This is a genomic window from Collimonas sp. (assembly GCF_035566375.1).
Taxonomy (GTDB): domain Bacteria; phylum Pseudomonadota; class Gammaproteobacteria; order Burkholderiales; family Burkholderiaceae_D; genus Collimonas.
This window is the reverse complement of record NZ_DATMRK010000043.1, coordinates 60,495-80,415: the sequence shown is the minus strand read 5'-3', so window position 1 is coordinate 80,415 and position 19,921 is coordinate 60,495. Positions and strand designations below refer to the sequence as shown.

Annotated in this window: 25 protein-coding genes and 1 pseudogene; 14 read left to right on the top strand and 12 right to left on the bottom strand. The window is 53.1% G+C overall.

Annotated features, from left to right (window positions below):
* Positions 1-485 precede the first annotated feature (485 nt).
* Positions 486-767, bottom strand: coding sequence for a hypothetical protein (locus VNZ60_RS13625; RefSeq protein ID WP_325659967.1), 282 nt, complete (start codon positions 765-767; stop codon positions 486-488).
* A gap of 497 nt (positions 768-1,264) precedes the next feature.
* Here VNZ60_RS13625 and VNZ60_RS13620 point away from each other — a divergent pair, with 497 nt between their 5' ends.
* Together VNZ60_RS13620 and VNZ60_RS13615 are read left to right on the top strand one after the other, a co-directional pair.
* Positions 1,265-1,522 carry a hypothetical protein gene (locus VNZ60_RS13620; RefSeq protein ID WP_325659966.1) on the top strand — a complete coding sequence of 86 codons (258 nt, stop codon included), beginning with the start codon at positions 1,265-1,267 and terminating at the stop codon, positions 1,520-1,522.
* Positions 1,523-1,524: 2 nt separating this feature from the next.
* Positions 1,525-2,475, top strand: coding sequence for a DNA cytosine methyltransferase (locus VNZ60_RS13615; protein ID WP_325659964.1), 951 nt, complete (start codon positions 1,525-1,527; stop codon positions 2,473-2,475).
* Positions 2,476-2,606: 131 nt separating this feature from the next.
* Here VNZ60_RS13615 and VNZ60_RS13610 read toward each other — a convergent pair whose 3' ends face one another.
* From VNZ60_RS13610 to VNZ60_RS13580, 7 genes are all read right to left on the bottom strand, one after another.
* Positions 2,607-3,755 (bottom strand): zonular occludens toxin domain-containing protein, encoded by a 1,149-nt coding sequence (locus VNZ60_RS13610; RefSeq protein ID WP_325659962.1) that lies wholly within the window; start codon positions 3,753-3,755, stop codon positions 2,607-2,609.
* Positions 3,752-4,057 (bottom strand): DUF2523 domain-containing protein, encoded by a 306-nt coding sequence (locus tag VNZ60_RS13605; protein ID WP_325659960.1) that lies wholly within the window; start codon positions 4,055-4,057, stop codon positions 3,752-3,754. The genes VNZ60_RS13610 and VNZ60_RS13605 overlap by 4 nt, the downstream gene beginning before the upstream one ends.
* Before the next feature lie 5 nt (positions 4,058-4,062).
* Positions 4,063-5,550 carry a hypothetical protein gene (locus VNZ60_RS13600; RefSeq protein WP_325659958.1) on the bottom strand — a complete coding sequence of 496 codons (1,488 nt, stop codon included), beginning with the start codon at positions 5,548-5,550 and terminating at the stop codon, positions 4,063-4,065.
* A 28-nt stretch (positions 5,551-5,578) separates the two neighbouring features.
* Positions 5,579-5,773, bottom strand: a complete 195-nt coding sequence (locus VNZ60_RS13595; protein WP_325659956.1) for a major capsid protein — start codon at positions 5,771-5,773, stop codon at positions 5,579-5,581.
* Between the two features lie 494 nt (positions 5,774-6,267).
* Positions 6,268-6,492 (bottom strand): hypothetical protein, encoded by a 225-nt coding sequence (locus VNZ60_RS13590; protein ID WP_325659955.1) that lies wholly within the window; start codon positions 6,490-6,492, stop codon positions 6,268-6,270.
* Entirely contained in the window at positions 6,476-6,826 is a 351-nt protein-coding gene (locus VNZ60_RS13585; protein ID WP_325659953.1) for a hypothetical protein, read from the bottom strand. The genes VNZ60_RS13590 and VNZ60_RS13585 overlap by 17 nt, the downstream gene beginning before the upstream one ends.
* Positions 6,827-6,862: 36 nt before the next feature.
* The gene (locus VNZ60_RS13580; protein WP_325659952.1) at positions 6,863-8,173 is read right to left on the bottom strand and encodes a replication initiation factor domain-containing protein; all 1,311 of its coding nucleotides are present in this window, start codon (positions 8,171-8,173) and stop codon (positions 6,863-6,865) included.
* Positions 8,174-8,233: 60 nt separating this feature from the next.
* On the opposite strand from VNZ60_RS13580, the gene VNZ60_RS13575 reads away from it, so the two are divergent.
* Together VNZ60_RS13575 and VNZ60_RS13570 are read left to right on the top strand one after the other, a co-directional pair.
* Entirely contained in the window at positions 8,234-8,809 is a 576-nt protein-coding gene (locus VNZ60_RS13575; protein WP_325659951.1) for a DUF2726 domain-containing protein, read from the top strand.
* A gap of 113 nt (positions 8,810-8,922) precedes the next feature.
* Positions 8,923-9,351 carry a Cro/Cl family transcriptional regulator gene (locus tag VNZ60_RS13570; protein WP_325659949.1) on the top strand — a complete coding sequence of 143 codons (429 nt, stop codon included), beginning with the start codon at positions 8,923-8,925 and terminating at the stop codon, positions 9,349-9,351.
* Positions 9,352-9,406: 55 nt separating this feature from the next.
* On the opposite strand, the gene VNZ60_RS13565 is transcribed toward VNZ60_RS13570, so the two are convergent.
* Both VNZ60_RS13565 and VNZ60_RS13560 read right to left on the bottom strand, forming a co-directional pair.
* A complete protein-coding gene (locus VNZ60_RS13565; RefSeq protein WP_325659947.1) occupies positions 9,407-9,955 on the bottom strand; it encodes a putative antibiotic biosynthesis monooxygenase in 549 nt (182 codons plus the stop codon).
* Positions 9,956-10,391: 436 nt separating this feature from the next.
* Positions 10,392-11,774, bottom strand: coding sequence for an aminotransferase-like domain-containing protein (locus VNZ60_RS13560; protein WP_325659977.1), 1,383 nt, complete (start codon positions 11,772-11,774; stop codon positions 10,392-10,394).
* A gap of 298 nt (positions 11,775-12,072) precedes the next feature.
* On the opposite strand from VNZ60_RS13560, the gene VNZ60_RS13555 reads away from it, so the two are divergent.
* Positions 12,073-12,306 (top strand): hypothetical protein, encoded by a 234-nt coding sequence (locus VNZ60_RS13555; RefSeq protein ID WP_325659946.1) that lies wholly within the window; start codon positions 12,073-12,075, stop codon positions 12,304-12,306.
* A gap of 245 nt (positions 12,307-12,551) precedes the next feature.
* On the opposite strand, the gene VNZ60_RS13545 is transcribed toward VNZ60_RS13555, so the two are convergent.
* A complete protein-coding gene (locus VNZ60_RS13545; protein ID WP_325391503.1) occupies positions 12,552-12,743 on the bottom strand; it encodes a hypothetical protein in 192 nt (63 codons plus the stop codon).
* A gap of 107 nt (positions 12,744-12,850) precedes the next feature.
* Between VNZ60_RS13545 and VNZ60_RS13540 the strand changes: the two are divergent.
* The 9 genes and pseudogenes from VNZ60_RS13540 to VNZ60_RS13495 form a co-directional block, all read left to right on the top strand.
* A pseudogene (locus VNZ60_RS13540) lies at positions 12,851-13,003 on the top strand (transposase domain-containing protein); the annotation flags it as partial.
* Positions 13,004-13,649: 646 nt separating this feature from the next.
* Entirely contained in the window at positions 13,650-13,787 is a 138-nt protein-coding gene (locus VNZ60_RS13535; protein WP_325391499.1) for a hypothetical protein, read from the top strand.
* A 394-nt stretch (positions 13,788-14,181) separates the two neighbouring features.
* Positions 14,182-14,811: an RNA polymerase sigma factor gene (locus VNZ60_RS13530; RefSeq protein ID WP_325391497.1), complete on the top strand. Its 630-nt coding sequence runs from the start codon at positions 14,182-14,184 to the stop codon at positions 14,809-14,811.
* Complete coding sequence (locus VNZ60_RS13525; RefSeq protein ID WP_325659945.1) at positions 14,811-15,503, top strand: anti-sigma factor family protein; 693 nt, start codon at positions 14,811-14,813, stop codon at positions 15,501-15,503. Before VNZ60_RS13530 ends, VNZ60_RS13525 begins: the two co-directional genes overlap by 1 nt.
* Before the next feature lie 125 nt (positions 15,504-15,628).
* Entirely contained in the window at positions 15,629-16,018 is a 390-nt protein-coding gene (locus tag VNZ60_RS13520; RefSeq protein ID WP_325659944.1) for a c-type cytochrome, read from the top strand.
* Positions 16,019-16,105: 87 nt separating this feature from the next.
* Positions 16,106-17,011 (top strand): metallophosphoesterase family protein, encoded by a 906-nt coding sequence (locus tag VNZ60_RS13515; RefSeq protein ID WP_325659942.1) that lies wholly within the window; start codon positions 16,106-16,108, stop codon positions 17,009-17,011.
* 3 nt (positions 17,012-17,014) lie between these two features.
* Complete coding sequence (locus tag VNZ60_RS13510) at positions 17,015-17,398, top strand: cupredoxin domain-containing protein (protein WP_325659940.1); 384 nt, start codon at positions 17,015-17,017, stop codon at positions 17,396-17,398.
* Positions 17,399-17,524: 126 nt separating this feature from the next.
* Positions 17,525-18,223, top strand: a complete 699-nt coding sequence (locus tag VNZ60_RS25255; protein WP_414648835.1) for a CDGSH iron-sulfur domain-containing protein — start codon at positions 17,525-17,527, stop codon at positions 18,221-18,223.
* A 9-nt stretch (positions 18,224-18,232) separates the two neighbouring features.
* A complete protein-coding gene (locus tag VNZ60_RS13495) occupies positions 18,233-18,886 on the top strand; it encodes a DUF6529 family protein (protein WP_325659938.1) in 654 nt (217 codons plus the stop codon).
* Between the two features lie 43 nt (positions 18,887-18,929).
* Here the strand turns inward: VNZ60_RS13495 and VNZ60_RS13490 are convergent, their stop codons facing one another.
* A complete protein-coding gene (locus VNZ60_RS13490; RefSeq protein ID WP_325659936.1) occupies positions 18,930-19,868 on the bottom strand; it encodes a LysR substrate-binding domain-containing protein in 939 nt (312 codons plus the stop codon).
* Between the last annotated feature and the right edge of the window lie 53 nt (positions 19,869-19,921).

Genomic DNA, 19,921 nt, shown 5'->3' with positions numbered 1-19,921 from the left:
TGCTAGATCCGTTGAATCGCGATGAGCTGACAAGCAAAATGGCGATCTCATCTGGCGCGATCAGGAACATAACATCGAGTAGAGGCAATTCGCGCCGCATTGATTGAAGGTGACGCCAGCGAAGAGCCGAGCCTATTCGAGCCGAACGGCTTCAAGCAATGAATTCTGATTCATGTTGATACCAACATGTACGCAAAATTTGGTCACCAATCGGGGAAAATAACCAACATGTACGTAGATTATTGTCACTGTTTGGAGTCATTTTCCAACATGTACGTAAACTTTTGTACCGTTTGTAAGCACATTAGGTAACGAATGTACGCAGATTTTTGTAAGAAGGTGCGTATCGTGTATTTGGATATCTCATTTTCTTTTCCCTGTGACAATAAAAAAGGGCCAAGCATAACGCTTGACCCTGTTGATCTGCGCGCTTCCCAACTTCGCATAATTTGTATTATGTCAAATTAACAAAGTGGCAACGTCGACTATTGGCGACAATATTCGCAAGGTTTTCGAGGCTGTTTATGAGCACCACACTTCAGCCGGCAGCAAGCTAACAAATCCAATATCCGCCTCTTTTCCACGCCTGCCAATTGCAGGCGTTTTTTATGCACGGCCACTTTTCGATACTCCCGCCGCCGTCGCGCATTGTTCCAGGCGACCTTGCGCAAATTCCGCAGATGCCAGTACGCCTGGCGAATCTCAGACATCATCACCTCCAGCTCGGCCTCGCCGATCTGCTCACGCTCAAACAGTTCCAGTTGCATAAAATGCAGCGATTGTAATTTGGAAACAAAAGACGCGTTGAGACAACATCAAAAACAGCCGCCAATGCCTGTCTTGCGTGTGCTTCGCCACTCCAGCAGAACAACCTATTCAGTTAGTGCTACGCACTAATTTGCCAATTTCGGTTCTCTCTCCGTAGTACCAGCCATCATTTCCCAGAGTTCCTCGCCTAGTCGATGAACGATCCCACGCGCGTGCTTTGCACCGTGTCTACGTGTCTCCGTGTCCTGCGTGTCCTACGGCACTCCGGCACTCGCACTCGCACTACAAGGGGTATTCATAAAAATCATGCGCCTCCGGCCATAACCGATTTTTACAAACCTTCCCCTTGTCGCAAAACCCTATTGCGCATGGCCTCTTTTCATCGGGCGAAGAACTCAGGGAAACGACGGCAGGAGGTTTCAGAGAAATAACCAAAATCGCCGAATTTAACAATGGGCTCCAAATCTTGGGACCCGATCAGCGGAAAGGCAAAGCGATGAAAGATCACACCGAAACAGTAACTATCGACCTGCTCGGCGCCAAGCGCCCTCGCGGTCAACCACCCACCGGATGCGCAATGACAGCCGCAGAACGGAAACGCCTGCAACGTGAGCGAGCTGGACTCGTTACGTTCACCGTCGAGCTGCCCGAGGATCTGGTCGAGCAGTTCAACGAGTTCCTGCGATTCAAGGATCTGACCAAAAGCGCCGTCATTGAAAAACTGATTCGCTCTCAGCTCTTGCGGAAGCGTTGATCATGGCGATCACCTTCTATTACGGCAAACCAGGCGAGGGAATGTCCCTTTTCCGTGACCGACCAGGTGTGACCGGTCCAGGACAGGTCACACCTGGTCGGTCACACAACTGTGACCCGGCGACCGCGAATCAACCGCGGCGAGTCACACCTGATGACTGTGACTCATCGATCGTGACACGTGCCGGCCGAGTCACAGGCGCCGGGTCACAGCTAGTCCTGTCGATCTTCCCTGGCATCGATCTATTCGGCCTCGGCTTTGAGCAAGAGGGCTTTCCTGTTGTACGCGGACCGGACCCGTTGTTCGGTGGAGATATACGATCCTTCACCATTCCGGCCGGTAAATTCGACGGCATGATCGGCGGTCCACCCTGCCCGGATTTTTCGAAGGCACGCAGATCCGCGCCGACTGGCTACGGTCGAGAAATGATTGATGAATACGTTCGTATCGTGAGTGAAGGCCAGCCGCTATGGTGGCTCATGGAAAACGTCCCTGGTGTACCTGATGTACGCATCGACGGCTACTCACACCAACGTATCGACCTCAATGCGCGTGAAGTCGGACTAGATCAAAACCGGCACAGACATTTTCAATTCGGACACCGTGACGGCCTGCTGATCTCTATCGACAGAGGCGCGAAATCAACACTGTTTGAACCGTGCTGTACAGCATCGGAAGGCACTCAGCTAGGACGGCGTGATTGGGATAAGTTCTGTCGCCTACAAGGCTTGAAAGAAGGCATTAACCTGGACCAGCTGACGCTATCAGCCAGATATCGTGCTGTTGGCAACGGTGTACCTATACCGATGTCCCGCGCCCTGGCACGTGCGATCCTAAATGCTCAATCTCCGAATGATGTCAGGTTATGCGGATGCGGTTGTGGACGACCCGTCACAGGCAAAGCCACCTACGCAATTCCAGCATGCCGAAAACGCATTTCTCGCCGCAACTAATTATCGTGACAAGACACGATTATTCAGTCCCAACCGCAAGCGCCAGATCCTGCGATGGAACACAAACATGCGTTTGCCATCCCATTTAAAAAAATGACGCTCTGATGGAAATGGAAAAAACCACTCCGAAATCACCTAGACCCCGCCGAACGACCAGTACGCTTACCGAGAACACCGTAACCTTCCTCATCGCCAAGCACACTCACAGAACCACTAGAAGCGACTGTAGCGACTTTTTCCACCCTGTCATTAGCGCGAATGTCACCACGAGCCAGCGGAGCCTCTTGCGACCTGTTATTGCCGCCCTTGTCGTCAAAATCCACAAAGTAACCACGCTTCACAATGTCACGACAAAGCACCTCAGGAACATTAATCGGCGTGGCTTGCTGAGTAAAACAATCACATCGATACTGATTCGACACACACGCAACCGGCACCGGCGCAGTAGTCGGCTTTACCACATCGTCGTATCGCGGCGCAGTCTGAGGCAACCCCTGGACACGCGGCGTACGATCAAACATGAATTGCTTCGCATCCTCTTGCGCATTTTTATAACTGACATGCCCTTGCGCGGCTTGCTGGCTCTGCGTCTGCGAAGCACTCACCTGGCCCTTTTGCGTACGCTCAGGATGAATGCTGTCCTGTATACGCTGGTAAATCACATACACCAGCACGATCAACGCCACCACGAAAAAAATGAGCATAAACAACTTCATTGGGATAGTCCGCTTGACCGTATGTTGCTCAGCGCTCTTGTAATAGCTATAAACCTCTTTCGGATAGCGCCAGTGATGCTTGATTGAATCCTTGCGACTGGACGGCTTTTCCGGACTTTCACGCACCGCAGCCCACTCATGCACAACAGCACGTTCCATGCCGAAAGTACGCACAATGTGCATGTGACGACCAACCAACTTGCGAACGAAGTTATCGACCAGGGAAGGATTTTGCGTGATCAGCACGATGTCGAAACCGTTGTGCCGATGCACCGCCAACTGTTCGTAAAAAATCGGCAGCTTGGAACCGTTAGGCTTCCGCTCAAACACGAACTGCGATTCATCAATGACGATCACGGAGCCAGGTGGACAGTCCATCCATTTTTGCGGATCGATCTTGGTCCACGGCAGCATCAGGTTATTAATGCCATGATAGAAAATCTCACGTGCCGGTTCACCAGCTTTTTCACGATCGGCATTTTCCTTTTCGATCCACGCTTTCACGTACCACAGCGTATAGAGCGTTTTGCCGTTACCTGGAAGACCAGTGAACAGGTTAATCATTTCAACACCATCTTGGTCAGCGACGAACCAGTCGCAAGCTTAATGATCAGCGATGCCGTGAAAGCAGAGAAAACCGTGCTCAGCGCCTTATCAACCCACAAGTAAGCCATCAGGCCCAACGCAGCAGACGGCAAGCCACCGAACGAACTTTGCACCGCCGAATACAAAGCATCAGTCCCAACACTCAAGCCCTGATACGTTACAAAGCCAATCCCCAACGCCAACAACACACGCCCCACCAGAGAGCCAAGAACCGGCGCCAACGCACCCCAAATCATCGGAATCAAAAAAGCTAATGGCATGTTTGCTACTCCCTCAAAATCGCGCCGGACAGCATGAAATACGCAGCCACCAGCGCCGAAAGCATGATGGCAATGCGCAGTGGAATCAGATACGGGCAGACATCAGAAAACGGTATCGCCAACGACCCGCCGTTATATTGAAATTGGTAATCGGCATAGCAGCTACCGCCACCGAGAAAACCAGATTGATCGATTGAATTTGTACCGTTAACGACTTGCGCATTAGCCTTGGAAGGCAATGTACTAGCCAGCGGATCAGAGCCGCCAGCCATCTGATCGTAGAGAGTCTTAGCTGGCGTAACCTGCGAATTTTCACAATACTCTTTTCTCTGCTGACGCAAAATCGCGCATTGAATAGCATCACCAGTACACGCAGTGGCATCGGACGCACCCGAACAACCATTGCCCTGCACATCAGAGTTCTTACAGACATTCAATTCTGGATGCAAAGTACACAAATCATTTTTCTTATCGTCCGGCGTGCCGTCTGCCTTAACACCAGAACCATCGGACTTGCCAGCAGCACCCGAAGGAGTATTGCCAGTACTCTGAGAAGTGGTGCAGGTCTTACCGCCATCAGTGGCTGTTGTGCACGTGGTTGCATTCGTCGTCGTACTACCATCGGAATTTGAACTAGACGTATTACTCTTAGTTGTAGTCGAACCATCAGGATTTGTTGAAGTAACAGTTGGAGAAGTTGTAGAGGTCTTATCAGGAGCAACCGGATTTGTTCCCGTTGCAGCGCATACAGGCGACCCAGTAGCATCAGTACCCACGTTACTCATGCCGCCACCACAACCACCACCCTGATCACCCTGAAATAGAGGTATAGCTGGAAGCGTAGGACCGCCAACAGGTGGAGAAAAAGCATCAGACTGCCCCGAAGCAGTACCACTTTGCTTAGCAACCCAATCACAATATACGATTGTCGGATCAGCGGAATTAGGCTTCGAATAACACTTATCGGCAGAAGGAGCGTCAGCGCCACCCAAAACATTACACTTACCATCACCCTTAGGCAAAGGCGGCGTAAACGACGACGTGTTATGGCCCCACTGCGTAGTAAATTTAGTTTCCGCACCTGCCGTACAAACCGGACTAACCGGAGCCACACAAGCACCATTCAGATCCAGTGTATTTGGCGGACTGCAAACGCCGCCACTAGTATTCGTGTCAATACGAGGGACGCCATTAAAAAAGCAACTTGCGTTATATTTTCCAAAAAACTGGATAGTGACGGTCTCACCCGGATTAGCAAAACTCTGGCAAGCTGCAAAGGCGCTCGGATAGTTATTATTACCGTTGCCAGTCCAACCAAAATCACCAGCACGGCTCACCTTGTGCACCAGCATCATCACCAACGCGATGCAAACACCAACCAAAATCCTTTTCGCCAGGTATCTCATGTCAGCAAAATCCAGAACGCACCAAGGAAGGTGATAATCACAAGCAGGCCCATAGTTTTCTCCTCGGTTAACTAAAAACGGGGACACATGGTCCCCGTGCTTTGCACATGAAAAATTACAGCGCCGACTTGATCCACTTGTACAGCTTGATGCCGACATACACCGCGAAAACGGCAGCACCAACCAGCGCAATCTGCGTACCCGCACCGCTGATCGCAGTGGTATCGACAGTAGGAGCCGTTTGCGCCATTGCAGCAACGGACGAAACAGCCAACGCAACACCAGTACCAACTTTTTTAATCAGATTCATTTGAATTTACTCCGAGAGTTTTATACAACGCTTTGAAGCTCCATGCGATCAGCCAAACCGACACCATCGCCGCCGCATACAGCCCCCCTGTTTGAGCCGACATGGTGAGTAACGACCCCGCCACATCAGACCCGCTTTGCACCACGTACTGACACGTGGATACATCTGTTACCGACGGGTTCAAGACCAGCAATACCGTCCCGTCAGATTGATTAACACCAGTTGCACAGATCACTCAGAACTCCAATCCGCACAACCAGTTATGAAGCGCGTGCACAGCCCACACGCTCAAAGGAAAAGAGGCCAGCAACCCCGACATCAGATATGCAAATTGAAGTTCTGGCCCCATCATTCCTACCCCAAATAAAGCAACAAAAAATACACCGCCGTACCGATCACAGCGCCCATTACCCAAGCCCACAACGTCAAGCGAATCAGCGACGCCATGACCACCTCACTATTTATCGTGACAAGTCACGTTTATTTAAAACCGATTAACCAGAGATAAACGACGCCGCTTGATCCACCACCTTTGTCACGTGAAACCCTTCGTGACAATGCAACTCCGCCGTATCTACCGCCTCACCGTAATCAGCAAATCGCCCCGCTTCGTGCGCCCAAGAAGTGAAGCCGACATCACCATCTTCCGGCATCAAAAAACACTTACTCTCACTGTCCTGCACAATAAACAGGACAACGAAATTAAGCTGTTGCGCCATTCGGTTTCGGTGCTGGCGCAGCAACCTTGACAGGGATCAATTGCAGAATGACTTGCGAACGCGTCTTACCATTCGTCACCGTTTCAAGTTCAACCTCAGCGATAAACGGCAGCGGCAAATGCGCATATTTCGCGTACTCATCAGACAGGCCGATGGTGTATTCAGTCGATGCCGTACCGCGCATGTTGCCCTTGCTTTCATCCAGTCGCGTTTCGGCAAACACCTTGGTGCTGTCGAATTTCTGGCCGTTATCCATCTGCCCCTTGTTTGCCTTAAAGCCAGTAATTTTCAGCTTGGCAATAGTCGATGTTTCTGATGTCTGTTGAATGCTCATTGCAGCTTCTCCAATATGTAAAAGGCTTGAAAAACCTTATGCCCCATGCAGCCCATGCGATGGGAGGTTGAAATAGGACGGTCCATATGGCTTAACCTGGCGATGCATCGGCACAGGAATCGTATCCAGTGACGCGCCGAGTGGTTTCATGCGTTTAGGCCACGCGTTCAAATCTGGATGACAAAGGCGATCCAACGTTTCCTTATCACCGTACATATTGCGAAAGGCGCGCAGATGCTTGCCGTACGAACCTTTTAGATTTTCTTCACAAGCCTCGACAACGATGTGCGCTGTTTCAACTTTCAACTTGATACGTTTCGGCGTGTCAGTTTTAGCGAACTGAGCAATGCACGGATAACCGTCACAAAAATAGTCAGACGGGTGCAACAAAACATCGAATGGGATCACACGATCCGAAGACTTAAATTCAAATTCGGCACGGCACCACAGGCTGTTTTTATCGCCCTCTTTCCTACCCTTTTCATAGAACCGCAGGAACTTACCGGACGTTCTACGCCCGATAGTCAAGGTACGACCTTTGCCTGATGGCCGATGCCAGTTACCAACCCGTTGAATTTCCGGAGGCAAGCCACCAGTACGCGCAGTAAAACCGCCCTGCTTCCATTGTTCCTCAGCCCAATCCACCGACAGATAGCCGCCGGTGAAATCGTCATGTGCCAAATCGATACGCGAGATTTGAGGTTGCACCGCTGTCGTAGCCAGAAAATCAAAAAGCCGTTTTTCCCATCCGGCAGCAGCATTCGCACAACCCAAACCATTCAACGTAACGCCCATCTTTTGACGCTGACCACCGAAGCACACAAAGCCCATGTCATCGCCCAACACCCACGAATCACGGAAGAAATTCAGTCCCTTCTCACGATGCGCCGTTACACCAAAACCAAAAATCTTTTCCAACTGACGACTGGCTTCCGTCACGATCTGCTCATCACCAATCAAGGTTTCCCGCGCAGTACGAAACCACGTATCTTCAAGAACACTGAAATTCACCCAGTCAATAATTGCGCACTCACCCTCAGCACGACCACGCACCATCACCTGCTTCACACCTCCAGCCGCCATCACTAAATCGACCGTTTGCAGCTCCGCGACTACCGTTTGACCCATGTTATTAATGGGTGCATCTTCAAGCCGCCCCTCCGGCTGAACTGGGGGGTGCGCTGTCGCGGCGGCCTCGTGCCTCGTGCCTCGGCCCGGCACCGCCGCGACTGCTTCCACCTTGCCCATCGCGTAGATCTGCGCCTTGACGAAACCAGCAGCACTCGCAGAGCCACCGTAACGACGAACGTACTCTTCAGCAGTGATATGTGACTTGGTGCGCTTCACGGACGGTTTACCTTTTGGCTAGAAGTGGTAAAGTTGCAAAAAATTTATCAGGAGCAATTAATGCTGAAAATCTTGGGTGCAATCATCATTGTGCTAATCGTCCTGGCTGTTTTCGCAACTGCGGCGAAAAACAAAGGCAGGTCTAACAACACAAAAAAAGACTACGACTACAAAAGCAAAACACCGCTGACAAAAAACGAACAAGCGATGTACTGGAAACTGATTGACACTCTGCCCGGCTACGTGGTGCTGGCTCAGGTAGAACTGTCACGCTGCATTTCCGCAAAAGGCGCGGCATTCAACACAATCAATGGCAAAAGTCTGGATTTCGTCATCTGCAATAAAGCCCTTGAAGTAGTTGCAGCCATCGAAATTGATGACAAGTCACACGCAACTCCAGCAGCACAAAAACGCGATGCCACGAAAAACAACGCCATGGAAATTGCAGGCATAAAACTAATTCGCTGGCCTGCCACTCCCCTACCCTCCATCGAACAAATTCAAGAAAACTTCCCCGCCGTTGACGCGCCTGTCGCAGAAAAACCCCCCATCGAAAGCACTCAAGATAAAAAGATCAAAATTCTTGAGCAGCAGCTTTTCAACATGGCCCGCAAACTGGAAAAAGCCGACACCTGACAAGCGGTTTACCTTTTCGACCAAACTGCTATGATTCGTACAAATATTCACCTGAGAATGTATTCAGGTGAGAATATGCTCTCACGTGAATACACTTGTCAAGAGGAAACGATATGAAAAGCGTTAAATATTTGGAAGAGTTGAAAGAAAAACAAGGATTGAAAAGTGATCGACAGCTCGCGATAAAGCTGCACATGGGAACAGCGACAATCAGCCAATACATGACAGGCAAACGGATCATGGACAACGAAGCCTGCTTGGCAATAGCTCTTGAACTTGGGATAGACCCGCTAAAAGTCATCATGGCAGCAGACATCGACCGTGCAGAACGCGCCGGTCAACATTCGCTATGGGAAGTTTTTTCACGGAGGACAGCGACACTGGCTAGCGCTGCCCTCATTACGGGCATTGTCACTTTATTTGCGACACCAACACCCTCGGAAGCCGCGCCAGTACTCAAACATAACGACGCGACAACTTTGTATTATGTCAAATCGCATTCGCAGGAAACGGTGTCTATCTACAGTGCTTGCACGGCTTAGCCAGACGAAATCTCCGTCTGGCTAGTCAGCCGTCGGTTGAAGCAAGATTGCCCGGTCAGCTAAATAGCCAACGCGATATCAACTTGGTGTAATGCGGCATGATCAGGTAAACCATCAGGAACACGATTATTACCGCGATCACAAAATTGCTGACGATCGGCCATCCAAGCACCGGCACCGCTTCAAATAGCGGACGCAATACCCGTGGCACTATGACTGTGAGTGGAAAAATTGCGGAAAGCGTGACCAGGAATTGCTTGACGCGTTTCGCTTGTTTCTGCGCCGAGTCCGCTGGCGTAAACCAATATTCAAGGCCGGTTTTGATCTCGATCCGTTCACCGCTGACGAGCAACGACGCGACTTGCTCGGTGAGGCGTTTGCGCGTATCCGACTCTACCCAGTCTCGCAGGTGCCCATGAGTATCGAAGCGCAGCACAATCGTATAGACACCGACACCGCCGTGGGGTCGGATGATATTGACCCCAAGATGTCCGGCGAAACGCTGGGCGGTTGGTACGATCTCATTGAGCCAGGCTTCGTATTGAGGCTCCACTCCGGCTATCACATGGTGCTGTATCACCAGCGTTACGATTGCGTTATCCATGCGCCCTCTTTCATGATCGTCGGTTGATGCGGAAGTAACTTCAGGACTGGAGACCTCCAAACGCTATGAGTGCTCCAAAACAGAAAAACATCAAACTAAAAACTTGAGACATAGCAGCGGCAATTAAATGCCTGCGCTGATTTGCTCTATCAGGTTTCACGGACAATTCTCTGTACGCGACCGTTTGAGAATAATAGAGTGCAAACACTCCTAACCGCTCGATGTTACCCCCCCTTCGGCAACGAAAAAACATCGTTTATTGCAAAAAATAAAGGCCATTCAAAAATTCAAAACATATTTTCCCGGCGAGTAAATGCGCCCTTGCGTTTCCTACGCCAGCCCCATCTGAACAAACGGACTATCCGGTGTTGATTTGCATCGAAAATTGATAATCATCTAGCCGTCCACGTATAGAACACAATCCTACTCAATACAGTTAAACCACAGCAGCGCTGAACGGCTCGGGCCGCCGCGCAAGCAGATGAGACAGTCGTTGAAGACCCGCCTGTAAGCGTCCACGGTCCTTGATGCTACCCAAAGAGATCCGAATTGCATTCACGGATCCGCTGCCAGTTGCGAATGCCTCCGCCGGCGTGACTGCGATGCCCTCGCTGTCGGCTGCACGTGCAAGCTGTGAGGAGTTCCAATACGCCGGCAACTCGAGCCATACATGCAGGCCGTCTCCGGCGCCGCTGTAGCGCCCCGCCAGAATATCCCGAGCCATCCGGTGGCGCAGGCGCGCCTCGTTGCGTACACCTTCCATCAATCCGTCAGCCGAACCGTCGAGGATCCACTGAGTGGCCAGTGCGGCCGTCAGAGGAGCGACCATCAGCGCAAATGATCTTAGCGCGACCAGGAAACGTTCGCGTTCGTGCGGGTCGCGTATTAGCACGAAAGCGACACGCAAGCCGGGCGTCAGGCATTTTGACAGGGTTGAGATGTAGTACACCTGTTCCGGGGCAAACGTGGCAATAGGTGGTGGCGGGGCATCGGCAAGGAGCCAGTAGGGATCGTCCTCGACGATGCGTACATTGCAGCGCTTCGCGATGCTGGCGAGCTCCTTGCGCCGGCGTTCCGGAATGGTGATGGCGGTCGGGTTCTGTAATGTCGGATTGAGGTAGACCAGCCCAGGCTTGTGCTGGCGGCACGCTTCCTCAAGCATCTCAGGCACCATCCCGTGCTTGTCCGCTTCCACCGCAATGATGTGCCGGCCGAATTGGGTCGCTGCGGCACGCAAGCCGGGATAACTCGTTGGCTCTGCCAGGATAACATCGCCAGGCTCCGTCAGCGCAAGGATCAATGCGGCAATCGCCGCTTGCGCACCCGGACAGACAACAACCTGTCGAGAATCCAGTTGTCCAAACATCGGTTCGAGCCATTTGGCTCCAGCCTTACGGTCGGAGTCGCTTCCCCCGCCCAAGTGGTAAGTCATCAGCAATTGATTATCTGCCCTCATCAATACTTGAGACAAACCTTGTTTCAACATGTCGTCGAAGTCCACGCCATCCGGCGGTGGTGGGGTATTCATGCTCAGGTCGAGGATCGAGGTCAATTCGACTTTCGGCGCCGCGACATAAGTGCCTCGAGCGCCGCGGCCCTCCAACAAGTTGCGGCGTCTGGCTTCGTCGTATGCGCGCGTGATCGTCGTCAGGTCGACGTCCAGCTGTGCTGCCAACTGGCGCTGCGGAGGTAGACGGTCACCCGGTTTCAGCGATCCGTCTACCACCGCCGCCTGCAACGCATCCGCAATCTGCAAAAAACGTGGCCCGCCGTGCACGGCCAATCGCGGCAACCAGATTGGCAAATTTTCATCTTGCATGGTTTTCAACTGGGACATTTTGTCTCAATGTATGGAAATTGTTTTTAAGTAGTATGTCTCAGAACGTGCAGCAACACCATCCTTGCATGGCAGTCGCTGACGTTTTCTCCTCTCTCATCTGCATTCGGCAAATCACTCCGCTGGATGCCATTGTTATTTCATAGGTAGATATAACGAAAGATTCAAACAGGATGCCTGGGGGGATGGTTTGAACAAAAAATGAAGCTGCTGAAGCAGCGTTTTGAGGTAGTGCTCCTCACAATAGATAGTGTCAAGTAATAGCCTGGAAATACTCAAAATGATGGATTGGATCCCTATAGTCTTCGTTACGTTCAAGGTTCTCGTGCTCGGCACGGGCATGTTCTTCGCCATCAAGTGGCATTACGATCAAGGGAAGAAGGAGAAGGAGAAGCGCGCGGTGCTACGCGCGGGCGGCAAGGTGGCCGCAGTCTTCGTGCTATCGCTCCTGGGCCTGGTGCTCGTCACCTTCGTCCTTGCCAGGATGCTCGGTTTGGACTTGACCTTCCCATGATGGCTAAGAATAGTCGGCCGATATCCAGTGATGCGGCAGCAATTCGCCGATGCGGCTATTGGGCAGCATCGGCAGGCGGCTCAGAGCTAGGATCTCTCTATTAATCACCAGATAATTTACGTTAGAGCTCTACGGACGATAAATACACACAGGTCGAGTGATGAAACAACAAGTCGGACTCAGTGTCGCGAACAAGTTGCGTTGCTTCCCGCGCCAAAAAGAAAACGGCCCGATCTGGGCCTTTTTTATTTCGCTTGCTTCGACACACCAGTGATGAGCGCCGATCTGGCGTTGATGGCGTCCCGTAAAAAATTCGCATGCTGGGCGTCGTAAGCACCCCGTGAGCGCGTCGCCATGATGCCTGAGAGGCAGGCAATCCTTTCCGTTAAGCCAATTACAGCGGCGTCCACCTCTTCCGGCGATAGTTCGATTGTCATTTTCACGTCGCTCCTCAACATGTCGCCTCCCCTAGGTCAAGAGATTGCATCATAGCAAAGAAAAATAACGATTTCGCTACGGATTCAAGATTTCTACACTGAACCGTTCCAGCCGCGCCGGATGTCGTGCCGCCGCTATCCAGAGCATGCTGGCCACGGTCAAGCTCAATGGCTTGGAATCGCATGCCTGGCTCAAGGACACGCTGGAAAAACTGCCGGCCTGGCCCTACAGTCGTATTGATGAATTGCTCCCGCTCAGACCCCAACCAGCTGAAATTTCAATCTGCAACATGGCGCCCGAACACGCTTACATCAATTCAAGCGGAATTGATGGAACTATTTTGCTTTTCGAAATACTCACCGGTATTGCCTTCCGAGATTGGGGGCTGGTCGAGGGAAGTCAAATTTCGGCAGTAAGACGCCACGCGTTTTCGGCATAATGGCGCACTTTGAAGTGCCATCTCGGTTTCCGACACCACCAATTTCGCCGCGACGACGAACGCGCTGCCCTTTGCCAAACCACGAACGGTTCAATAATCCAGACGCGTCAAAGCGCCATTCGAGCCCATACGCGTACCTCTCTACATACCGGCGTTCCCCAGTCTTTGAGATCCTGCGTGTTCCTGGCGCCAGTATACGTGCGTGCGCTTCATTTTATTCCCCCGCCATGGGGAGCAGACAGAAAAATATAGCGAGAATAACTTCCGGCCGCCAGCAGTTATACAAGTGACGACACGCACCAGTGTTTCCAGAACAGGGAACATGAATAGGCTCCACAGCGCAAAAGAGGTGCTACGGCGCAGTGCCGCCGCCGGTTGGCGCCAGATAATACTCTGGTGTTCATTTGATTGGCAAACCGACGTTTTTCCCGGTTTGTCATGTACTGCGATCTTATAGGAGGTCATCATGAAATTCGCAAAAACCATTCTCGCCATTGGCATCACGCTCCTCACTCTTGCCGCTGCCGGATGTGCACAGCTTGATCCCATGAGTACAGCTTCGGGCATGTCGCCAGATCCGGGCAACATGTACTCCGGACAGTGACGCGAGCTGCAACAGCCCGTTGGCTAGGTCCGACGACGGCTGCCCGGTTATTTTTCCTGGCAGCCGTGATCCCATTCATATGATTCCGTGAGGTAAGTGGCGTGAGGATCTCCGCGCTTATACCCCACCTCCCCCTCCCCACCTACCGCCGCGCTCTTCGTTTTATTCCCGGATTTGTCGCGGGAATCGAAAAATATCGCAGGAATAAATCCCGGTCACTGACGGTTATGGGTATGTGAGCGTCGGCATTTGCGGCGCTCGGATGCTGCGAGCATCGCCCGACCGGACCGGCAATGGAGGAACTCATGAGTAACGATCGCAAGACATCCCCATATGGTTGGCGTAGCAGTCGCCAGGCAGGCAAGGCGCAAATCTGGGAAAGCGGGAGATCATCGTGATCGCGGCCGACAAGTCACGCCGATTCGAAGAGCTGGCGTTGCCGCATCTGGACGCAGCCTACAACCTGGCACGCTGGCTGACCGGCAGCGCCAGCGATGCTGACGACGTCGTGCAGGATGCGTACCTGCGCGCCTTCCGTTTCTTCGACGGCTTCCATGGCGACAACGCGCGCGCATGGCTACTCGCGATCGTTCGGAATACCTGGTTTACCGAATGGCGCAGGCGGAGCGACGCCGCTGACGACACACCCTATGACGCCGCGCTGCACGACGATGAGCGACTGCCAGGATGGGTCGACGAGATCGGCAACGATCCCGAAACGCTAGCTGTGCGGCGCGACGATGTGGACTTGATACATCGCGCACTCGGCCTATTACCGGTCGAATATCGCGAGGTGCTGGTCCTGCGCGAGTTAGAAGACATGAGCTACCGCGACATTGCAACCGTCGCCGGGGTTCCGATCGGCACCGTGATGTCGCGGCTGGCGCGTGGCCGTCGCCTGCTTTGTGCTGCAGTGCGCAAGGCGCAGGGGGTGCTGCCTTCGGAGCTTGCGCCCGTGCGCGGCAATGCAGACGGCAACCTGGTCAGGATGCCTGTGCCGGGTTCACAAAAAGGAGTTAAATAATGGACAAGAAAGAAACCTTAAGCTCGCTGGACAGTGTGCTGCGCGACGGCTCACTCTATCATCGCGCACCACCCCATCTGCGCGCGCGCGTGCTCGCCCAGTTGCCACACGAGTCTCCCCGCCGGACCGTCTTCGCATGGGGCGGCTTCACTACGGATGGCGTGCGGGCATGGCTTAGCGGCGGCCTCACCGGGATCGCGGTCTGTGCGCTGGCATTGAGCGCGGCCACCTTGATCCAGCGGCCGGCGCCAACCGGCTCGATCGACCAGGAGATTGTGTCGAGCCACGTGCGCGCGTTGTTGTCGCAGCACCCGATCGACGTCGTGTCGACCGATCAGCATACCGTCAAGCCGTGGTTCAACGGCAGGCTCGACTATACGCCGCCAGTGGTCGATCTTGCCGCTCAAGGTTTTCCGCTGGTCGGCGGCCGAATCGACTACGTGGGTCACCGCACCGTCGCGGTACTGATCTATCGCTACCAAAAGCATCCCATTGACCTGTACGTATTTCCCGATGCCGGCGCTACGCCGGCTCCCGCCGCACGGGCCTCGGATGGCTACGCGATGGCTCACTGGCGGCGCAACGGCATGGCTTACTGGGCCATCACCGATGCCCAATCCAGCCACCTGCATGCGTTCGAGCAAGCGGCTCAGGCAGAAGAAGATCATGAAGAAAACCCGTTGCGGGAATAAGGCGGCCAGGAAGAATAAATCGAAATTTACGGGAATATTTCCCTCCCGTTCCTGGTTATACCGTTTACAGGAATGGATGACATCGATCGAATACCAACAAATTTGCAAATCGAAAGGATTTCGACATGAAACAAGATTACTTAGTCCTTGGTCTAGGCTTGGCCATGCTGATGGGCTTCAGCGGCGCCGCAGCCGCTGCCGGCAACGCACTCCGCGGCCAGGAGCTCTACCAAAGCATGTGCATGTCCTGTCACTCGATTGACTACAACGGCGTTGGGCCGGCACACAAGGGGCTGTTTGGCAGGAAGGCTGGCAGTCACGCTGATTACCTTTACTCACCAGCTGTGAAGTCATCCAACATTGTCTGGACCGACAAGACGCTGGATAAATGGTTGACCAATCCCGAAAAACTGATTCCGGGGCAAAAAATGGGTTTCTCGGTGCCTGAGGCAAAAGATCGCGCCGACTTGATTGCCTATTTGAAGAAGGAGGCGGGACGAGCAGAGAAGCCCTAACTACTCGACCTACTCGAGCGCCCTCTTGAACACGCGTTCTGTAACAGTCTGCCCTACAGCTATTCCAACCATTTAAAGGAGAAAATCATGATTGATCGCAGAAGTTTTTTGAAACTGACCGCTGTCGGCGGCGGCGCGGTATTTATTTCCGGGCTATATGGCCAGACGCAAGCTGCAACGACCGACAAGACGGCGGTGGCATCCGCTTACGACGATTTCTATTTCGTTCAGTTGTCCGACACCCATTGGGGGTATAGCGGTGCGGCCAATCCAGATGCGCTCAACACATTCAAGCAGACGGTTGCCACTGTCAATGCACTTGAAGTGCAACCGGACTTTATTATCTTTACCGGGGATCTGACCCATACGACGGATGATCCGAAGGAACGTCGGAAACGTATGACCGAGTTCAAAGAGATTGCTGCCGGATTAAAAGTGAAAACTGTGCGTTTCATCCCGGGAGAGCATGACGCTTCGCTCGATAACGGCGCGGCGTTCAAGGAAAACTTTGGCCCGACGAATTACGTGTTTGATCATAAGGGGGTGCATTTCATCGCTTTGGATAACGTCTCCGATCCCGGTGCAAGTATTGGTGATGCCCAACTGGATTGGCTTAAAAACGATCTTGCCAAACAAGCAAAAGATGCAAGGATTGTTGTCTTCACGCATCGTCCCCTGTTCGATCTGGTACCCAAGTGGGATTGGGCCACCCGCGACGGTGACAAAGCGATTGCGTTATTGACGCCATACAGCAATGTAACTGTGTTCTATGGCCACATTCACCAGGAAAATCACCATATGACGGGGCAGATCGCGCACCACGCAGCCAAGTCACTGATTTTCCCATTGCCGGCGCCAGGCTCGCAAGATAAGCGCACCCCCTTACCGTGGGATGCTGCTGCGCCGAATAAAGGACTCGGTTTTCGCGAGGTGGAAGCTGAACGCAAGGATAGTGAACTCAAGATCACTGAATTTCCTGTGACAAGGACCTAAGCCATGGATCATTCAAGAAGGCAGATATGTTTAAGCGCCGTCTACGGCATCGGGGCGCTTCTATCGGGGGCGGTCATCAACGTCCAGGGGAAGGCAAAGACTGTTGCAAAAGAAAGGGTAATAAAAATTCAAGCCAAAAAATTCGTCTATACGCCGAACCAGATTGTCCTGAAACAGGGTGAGCCAGTCGTGCTGGAGTTCACCTCCGTGGATTTCATGCATGGATTTAAGATTCCGGACATGAATATCCGCGCCGACCTGCCGCCAGGCAAGGTCACTCAAGTCAGGCTGACACCTGACAAGGCCGGTGAATACGATTTTTTATGTGACAATTTCTGTGGCAGCGGCCATGAGGAAATGAGTGGCAAAATAACCGTAACGGGCTGATGCATTTTCTGTCATTGCAAGGGAATCGATGCGGGACTAATTAGACTAATTAATCAAGGTGCGTTGAAAATGGTGGAGACCCGCGGCCAGGATATCCACCCTACCCTACCCAATCGGAGGCCTCAGATGAACCAGCAGAAACGCGCAGGCGCGAAAGTCCAAATTTCGAAGAACGGCCCGTATATCGTCTCGGGCGATGTACCTCTAAGTAAGGAGATCATCGGCGCGAACCAAGATGGCGAGTCGGTAAAGTGGGAGCAGAAACAGAAATATTCATCTCAGGGGCAATACGCGTTATGCCGCTGCGGCCACAGCGCGAACAAACCATTTTGCGACGGCTCGCATACGAAAGTTGGATTTGACGGCAGCGAAACCGCGAGCCGCCAACCGTATCTCGATCAGGCCAAAGTAATACAGGGCCCGACGATGTCGTTGACAGACGTCGAGAGCTTGTGCGCGTTCGCGCGCTTTTGCGATCCGCGTGGAGGGGTGTGGAATCTCGTCAACGCAACGGACAACCCTGCAACGAGCAAGCAGTTCGTAAGCCAGGTCTGCGACTGCCCTTCGGGCCGGCTGGTGGCTTGGGACAACCAGACCGGCAAACCGATCGAGCCGATGTATGAGCCATCCATATGCCTGATCGAAGACCCCGCCAAGGGGTGCTCCGGGCCGCTATGGTTACGCGGTGGGGTGCAGCTGATCGGGGCCGATGGTTTCGAATACGAAGTACGCAATCGCGTGACCTTGTGCCGCTGCGGTGCGTCGAAGAACAAGCCTTTCTGCGATGGCACGCATGCGTCGATCGGGTTCAGCGACAAGAACTGAATCGACAAATTGATCGCAGCGCTCGGTGGCGCGATCACTTCGACTTCTTGCGTCAGCTTAAATGAGGTGCCGATCATGTTTAATAGATCAATGGGCGATAATGCCTATCCCACCAGGCGAACCGTTCTCGGTCGAGTGTTCCTTGTGCTGCCCCTGGTGCTCGTCGCATTCGTCGCAATCACCGTCGGTTTTATAGCAAGCAAGACCGTCAGGCAGCCCTACGAAACTCCCTTTTTTCACCTCTTCTTCAGCGACACCCTGCATATGAAGGCATGGCTGATAACGGCTGCGCTGCTGCTGGGATTGGGCCAGTTGCTGACGGCGTCGCGCATCTATGAAGTGCTACGCTTCCCGCCGAAGGGGCGCTTCTACCATGTGGTGCATCGCTGGTCTGGGCGAACAGCCATCCTGCTGACACTGCCAGTGGCCTATCACTGCATCTTCCTGCTCGGCTTCGGGACATACGATACCCGCGCCTATATTCACTCATTGCTGGGGTCATTGCTCTACGGGACCGTTTTCGCAAAGGTTCTGATTGTCCGCTCAAACGGCTTTCGAGGCTGGGTGCTGCCGCTCGCGGGAAGTGCGCTGTTCTGCATTCTCCTGGGGTTGTGGTTTACATCTGCATTCTGGTACTTCAGTACTTTTGGCACGGGCATATAGCGTGTCCAACGCAAGCGTCTCCAGAACCCACGTTGCCTGCACTCTACCTGCGATCCGGGTGGTGCGGCCACTTTCGGCTTAGATTCTCGTAGCCGGCAACCAGTGCATCGAGCAAGTGGCGCACAGCAGGCACCATTCCCCGGCGCGTGGGGAAGATAGCATGGACCAGACCTGCCCTCGATGACAGGGTCGGCAGCACTATCCGCAGTCTGCCAGTCTGTAAATCCTCGTCCACGAGTTCTCTGGGCAGCATTGCAACGCCGGCACCGAACGTTGCGGCAACTCGCAGACTGGACATATCGTCGGTCGCCAATCGAGGCCGATGCACTAACGAGAATTCTTGTCCACTAGCATCGATCAACTTCCAGACATACCGCTCACTGTTGTTGGCCAGGGCCAGAGTCGGCCAGTTCTTCAAAGAATCGAGCGATGTCGGATCTGCATGTCGAGCTATCAAAGCCGGGCTGGCAACCAGAACCAAGGTCGATAATCCCAACTGCCGGAGCGCGAGGTCAGTGTCCTCCAACGGCGGTTGTCTCGCGCGTATCGCGAAGTCCAGGCCTTCCTCAATCACATCCACGCGGCGGTTCGTTGCATCAAGCAGAACCTGGACCTGTGGGTTGTCCAGGATGTATTGGGAAATGATCTCGGCGATGCCAGAGTTCAGCAGCCCTATTGGGCAGCTGATACGAACAGTGCCCTGTGGTTTCGCCCGCGTCTGATCCACGATCTCCTTGGCAGCTTTAGATTCAGCCACCAATGCCAGGCAATGCTGATGAAACTGACGCCCGGTTTCCGTCAAGGACAGGCTGCGGCTGGTGCGATTAAGCAGACGTACCCCGAGTTCCTCTTCCAATGCCCGGACGCGTCGGCTCAATTTCGACGTCTGCAAGCCGAGACCGCGCGCGGCCGCGGTAAAGCTGCCGCGCTCGACCACCTCGGCGAAAAGACGGAGATCGTTTAAATCAGAGATTTGGTCCATGAGTTCGCTCGCTCAAAATTTGCTCAGATCATTCTATCTGGAGCAACGATTCT

Excerpts from the sequence above, each read along its gene's own strand:
- VNZ60_RS13625 (WP_325659967.1), bottom strand. The coding sequence starts at position 767 with ATGCAACTGGAACTGTTTGAGCGTGAGCAGATCGGCGAGGCCGAGCTG.
- VNZ60_RS13620 (WP_325659966.1), top strand. The coding sequence starts at position 1,265 with ATGAAAGATCACACCGAAACAGTAACTATCGACCTGCTCGGCGCCAAG.
- VNZ60_RS13615 (WP_325659964.1), top strand. The coding sequence starts at position 1,525 with ATGGCGATCACCTTCTATTACGGCAAACCAGGCGAGGGAATGTCCCTT.
- VNZ60_RS13610 (WP_325659962.1), bottom strand. The coding sequence starts at position 3,755 with ATGATTAACCTGTTCACTGGTCTTCCAGGTAACGGCAAAACGCTCTAT.
- VNZ60_RS13605 (WP_325659960.1), bottom strand. The coding sequence starts at position 4,057 with ATGCCATTAGCTTTTTTGATTCCGATGATTTGGGGTGCGTTGGCGCCG.
- VNZ60_RS13595 (WP_325659956.1), bottom strand. The coding sequence starts at position 5,773 with ATGAATCTGATTAAAAAAGTTGGTACTGGTGTTGCGTTGGCTGTTTCG.
- VNZ60_RS13590 (WP_325659955.1), bottom strand. The coding sequence starts at position 6,492 with ATGGCGCAACAGCTTAATTTCGTTGTCCTGTTTATTGTGCAGGACAGT.
- VNZ60_RS13585 (WP_325659953.1), bottom strand. The coding sequence starts at position 6,826 with ATGAGCATTCAACAGACATCAGAAACATCGACTATTGCCAAGCTGAAA.
- VNZ60_RS13575 (WP_325659951.1), top strand. The coding sequence starts at position 8,234 with ATGCTGAAAATCTTGGGTGCAATCATCATTGTGCTAATCGTCCTGGCT.
- VNZ60_RS13570 (WP_325659949.1), top strand. The coding sequence starts at position 8,923 with ATGAAAAGCGTTAAATATTTGGAAGAGTTGAAAGAAAAACAAGGATTG.
- VNZ60_RS13565 (WP_325659947.1), bottom strand. The coding sequence starts at position 9,955 with ATGGATAACGCAATCGTAACGCTGGTGATACAGCACCATGTGATAGCC.
- VNZ60_RS13560 (WP_325659977.1), bottom strand. The coding sequence starts at position 11,774 with ATGCAAGATGAAAATTTGCCAATCTGGTTGCCGCGATTGGCCGTGCAC.
- VNZ60_RS13555 (WP_325659946.1), top strand. The coding sequence starts at position 12,073 with ATGATGGATTGGATCCCTATAGTCTTCGTTACGTTCAAGGTTCTCGTG.
- VNZ60_RS13545 (WP_325391503.1), bottom strand. The coding sequence starts at position 12,743 with ATGACAATCGAACTATCGCCGGAAGAGGTGGACGCCGCTGTAATTGGC.
- VNZ60_RS13535 (WP_325391499.1), top strand. The coding sequence starts at position 13,650 with ATGAAATTCGCAAAAACCATTCTCGCCATTGGCATCACGCTCCTCACT.
- VNZ60_RS13525 (WP_325659945.1), top strand. The coding sequence starts at position 14,811 with ATGGACAAGAAAGAAACCTTAAGCTCGCTGGACAGTGTGCTGCGCGAC.
- VNZ60_RS13520 (WP_325659944.1), top strand. The coding sequence starts at position 15,629 with ATGAAACAAGATTACTTAGTCCTTGGTCTAGGCTTGGCCATGCTGATG.
- VNZ60_RS13515 (WP_325659942.1), top strand. The coding sequence starts at position 16,106 with ATGATTGATCGCAGAAGTTTTTTGAAACTGACCGCTGTCGGCGGCGGC.
- VNZ60_RS13510 (WP_325659940.1), top strand. The coding sequence starts at position 17,015 with ATGGATCATTCAAGAAGGCAGATATGTTTAAGCGCCGTCTACGGCATC.
- VNZ60_RS25255 (WP_414648835.1), top strand. The coding sequence starts at position 17,525 with ATGAACCAGCAGAAACGCGCAGGCGCGAAAGTCCAAATTTCGAAGAAC.
- VNZ60_RS13490 (WP_325659936.1), bottom strand. The coding sequence starts at position 19,868 with ATGGACCAAATCTCTGATTTAAACGATCTCCGTCTTTTCGCCGAGGTG.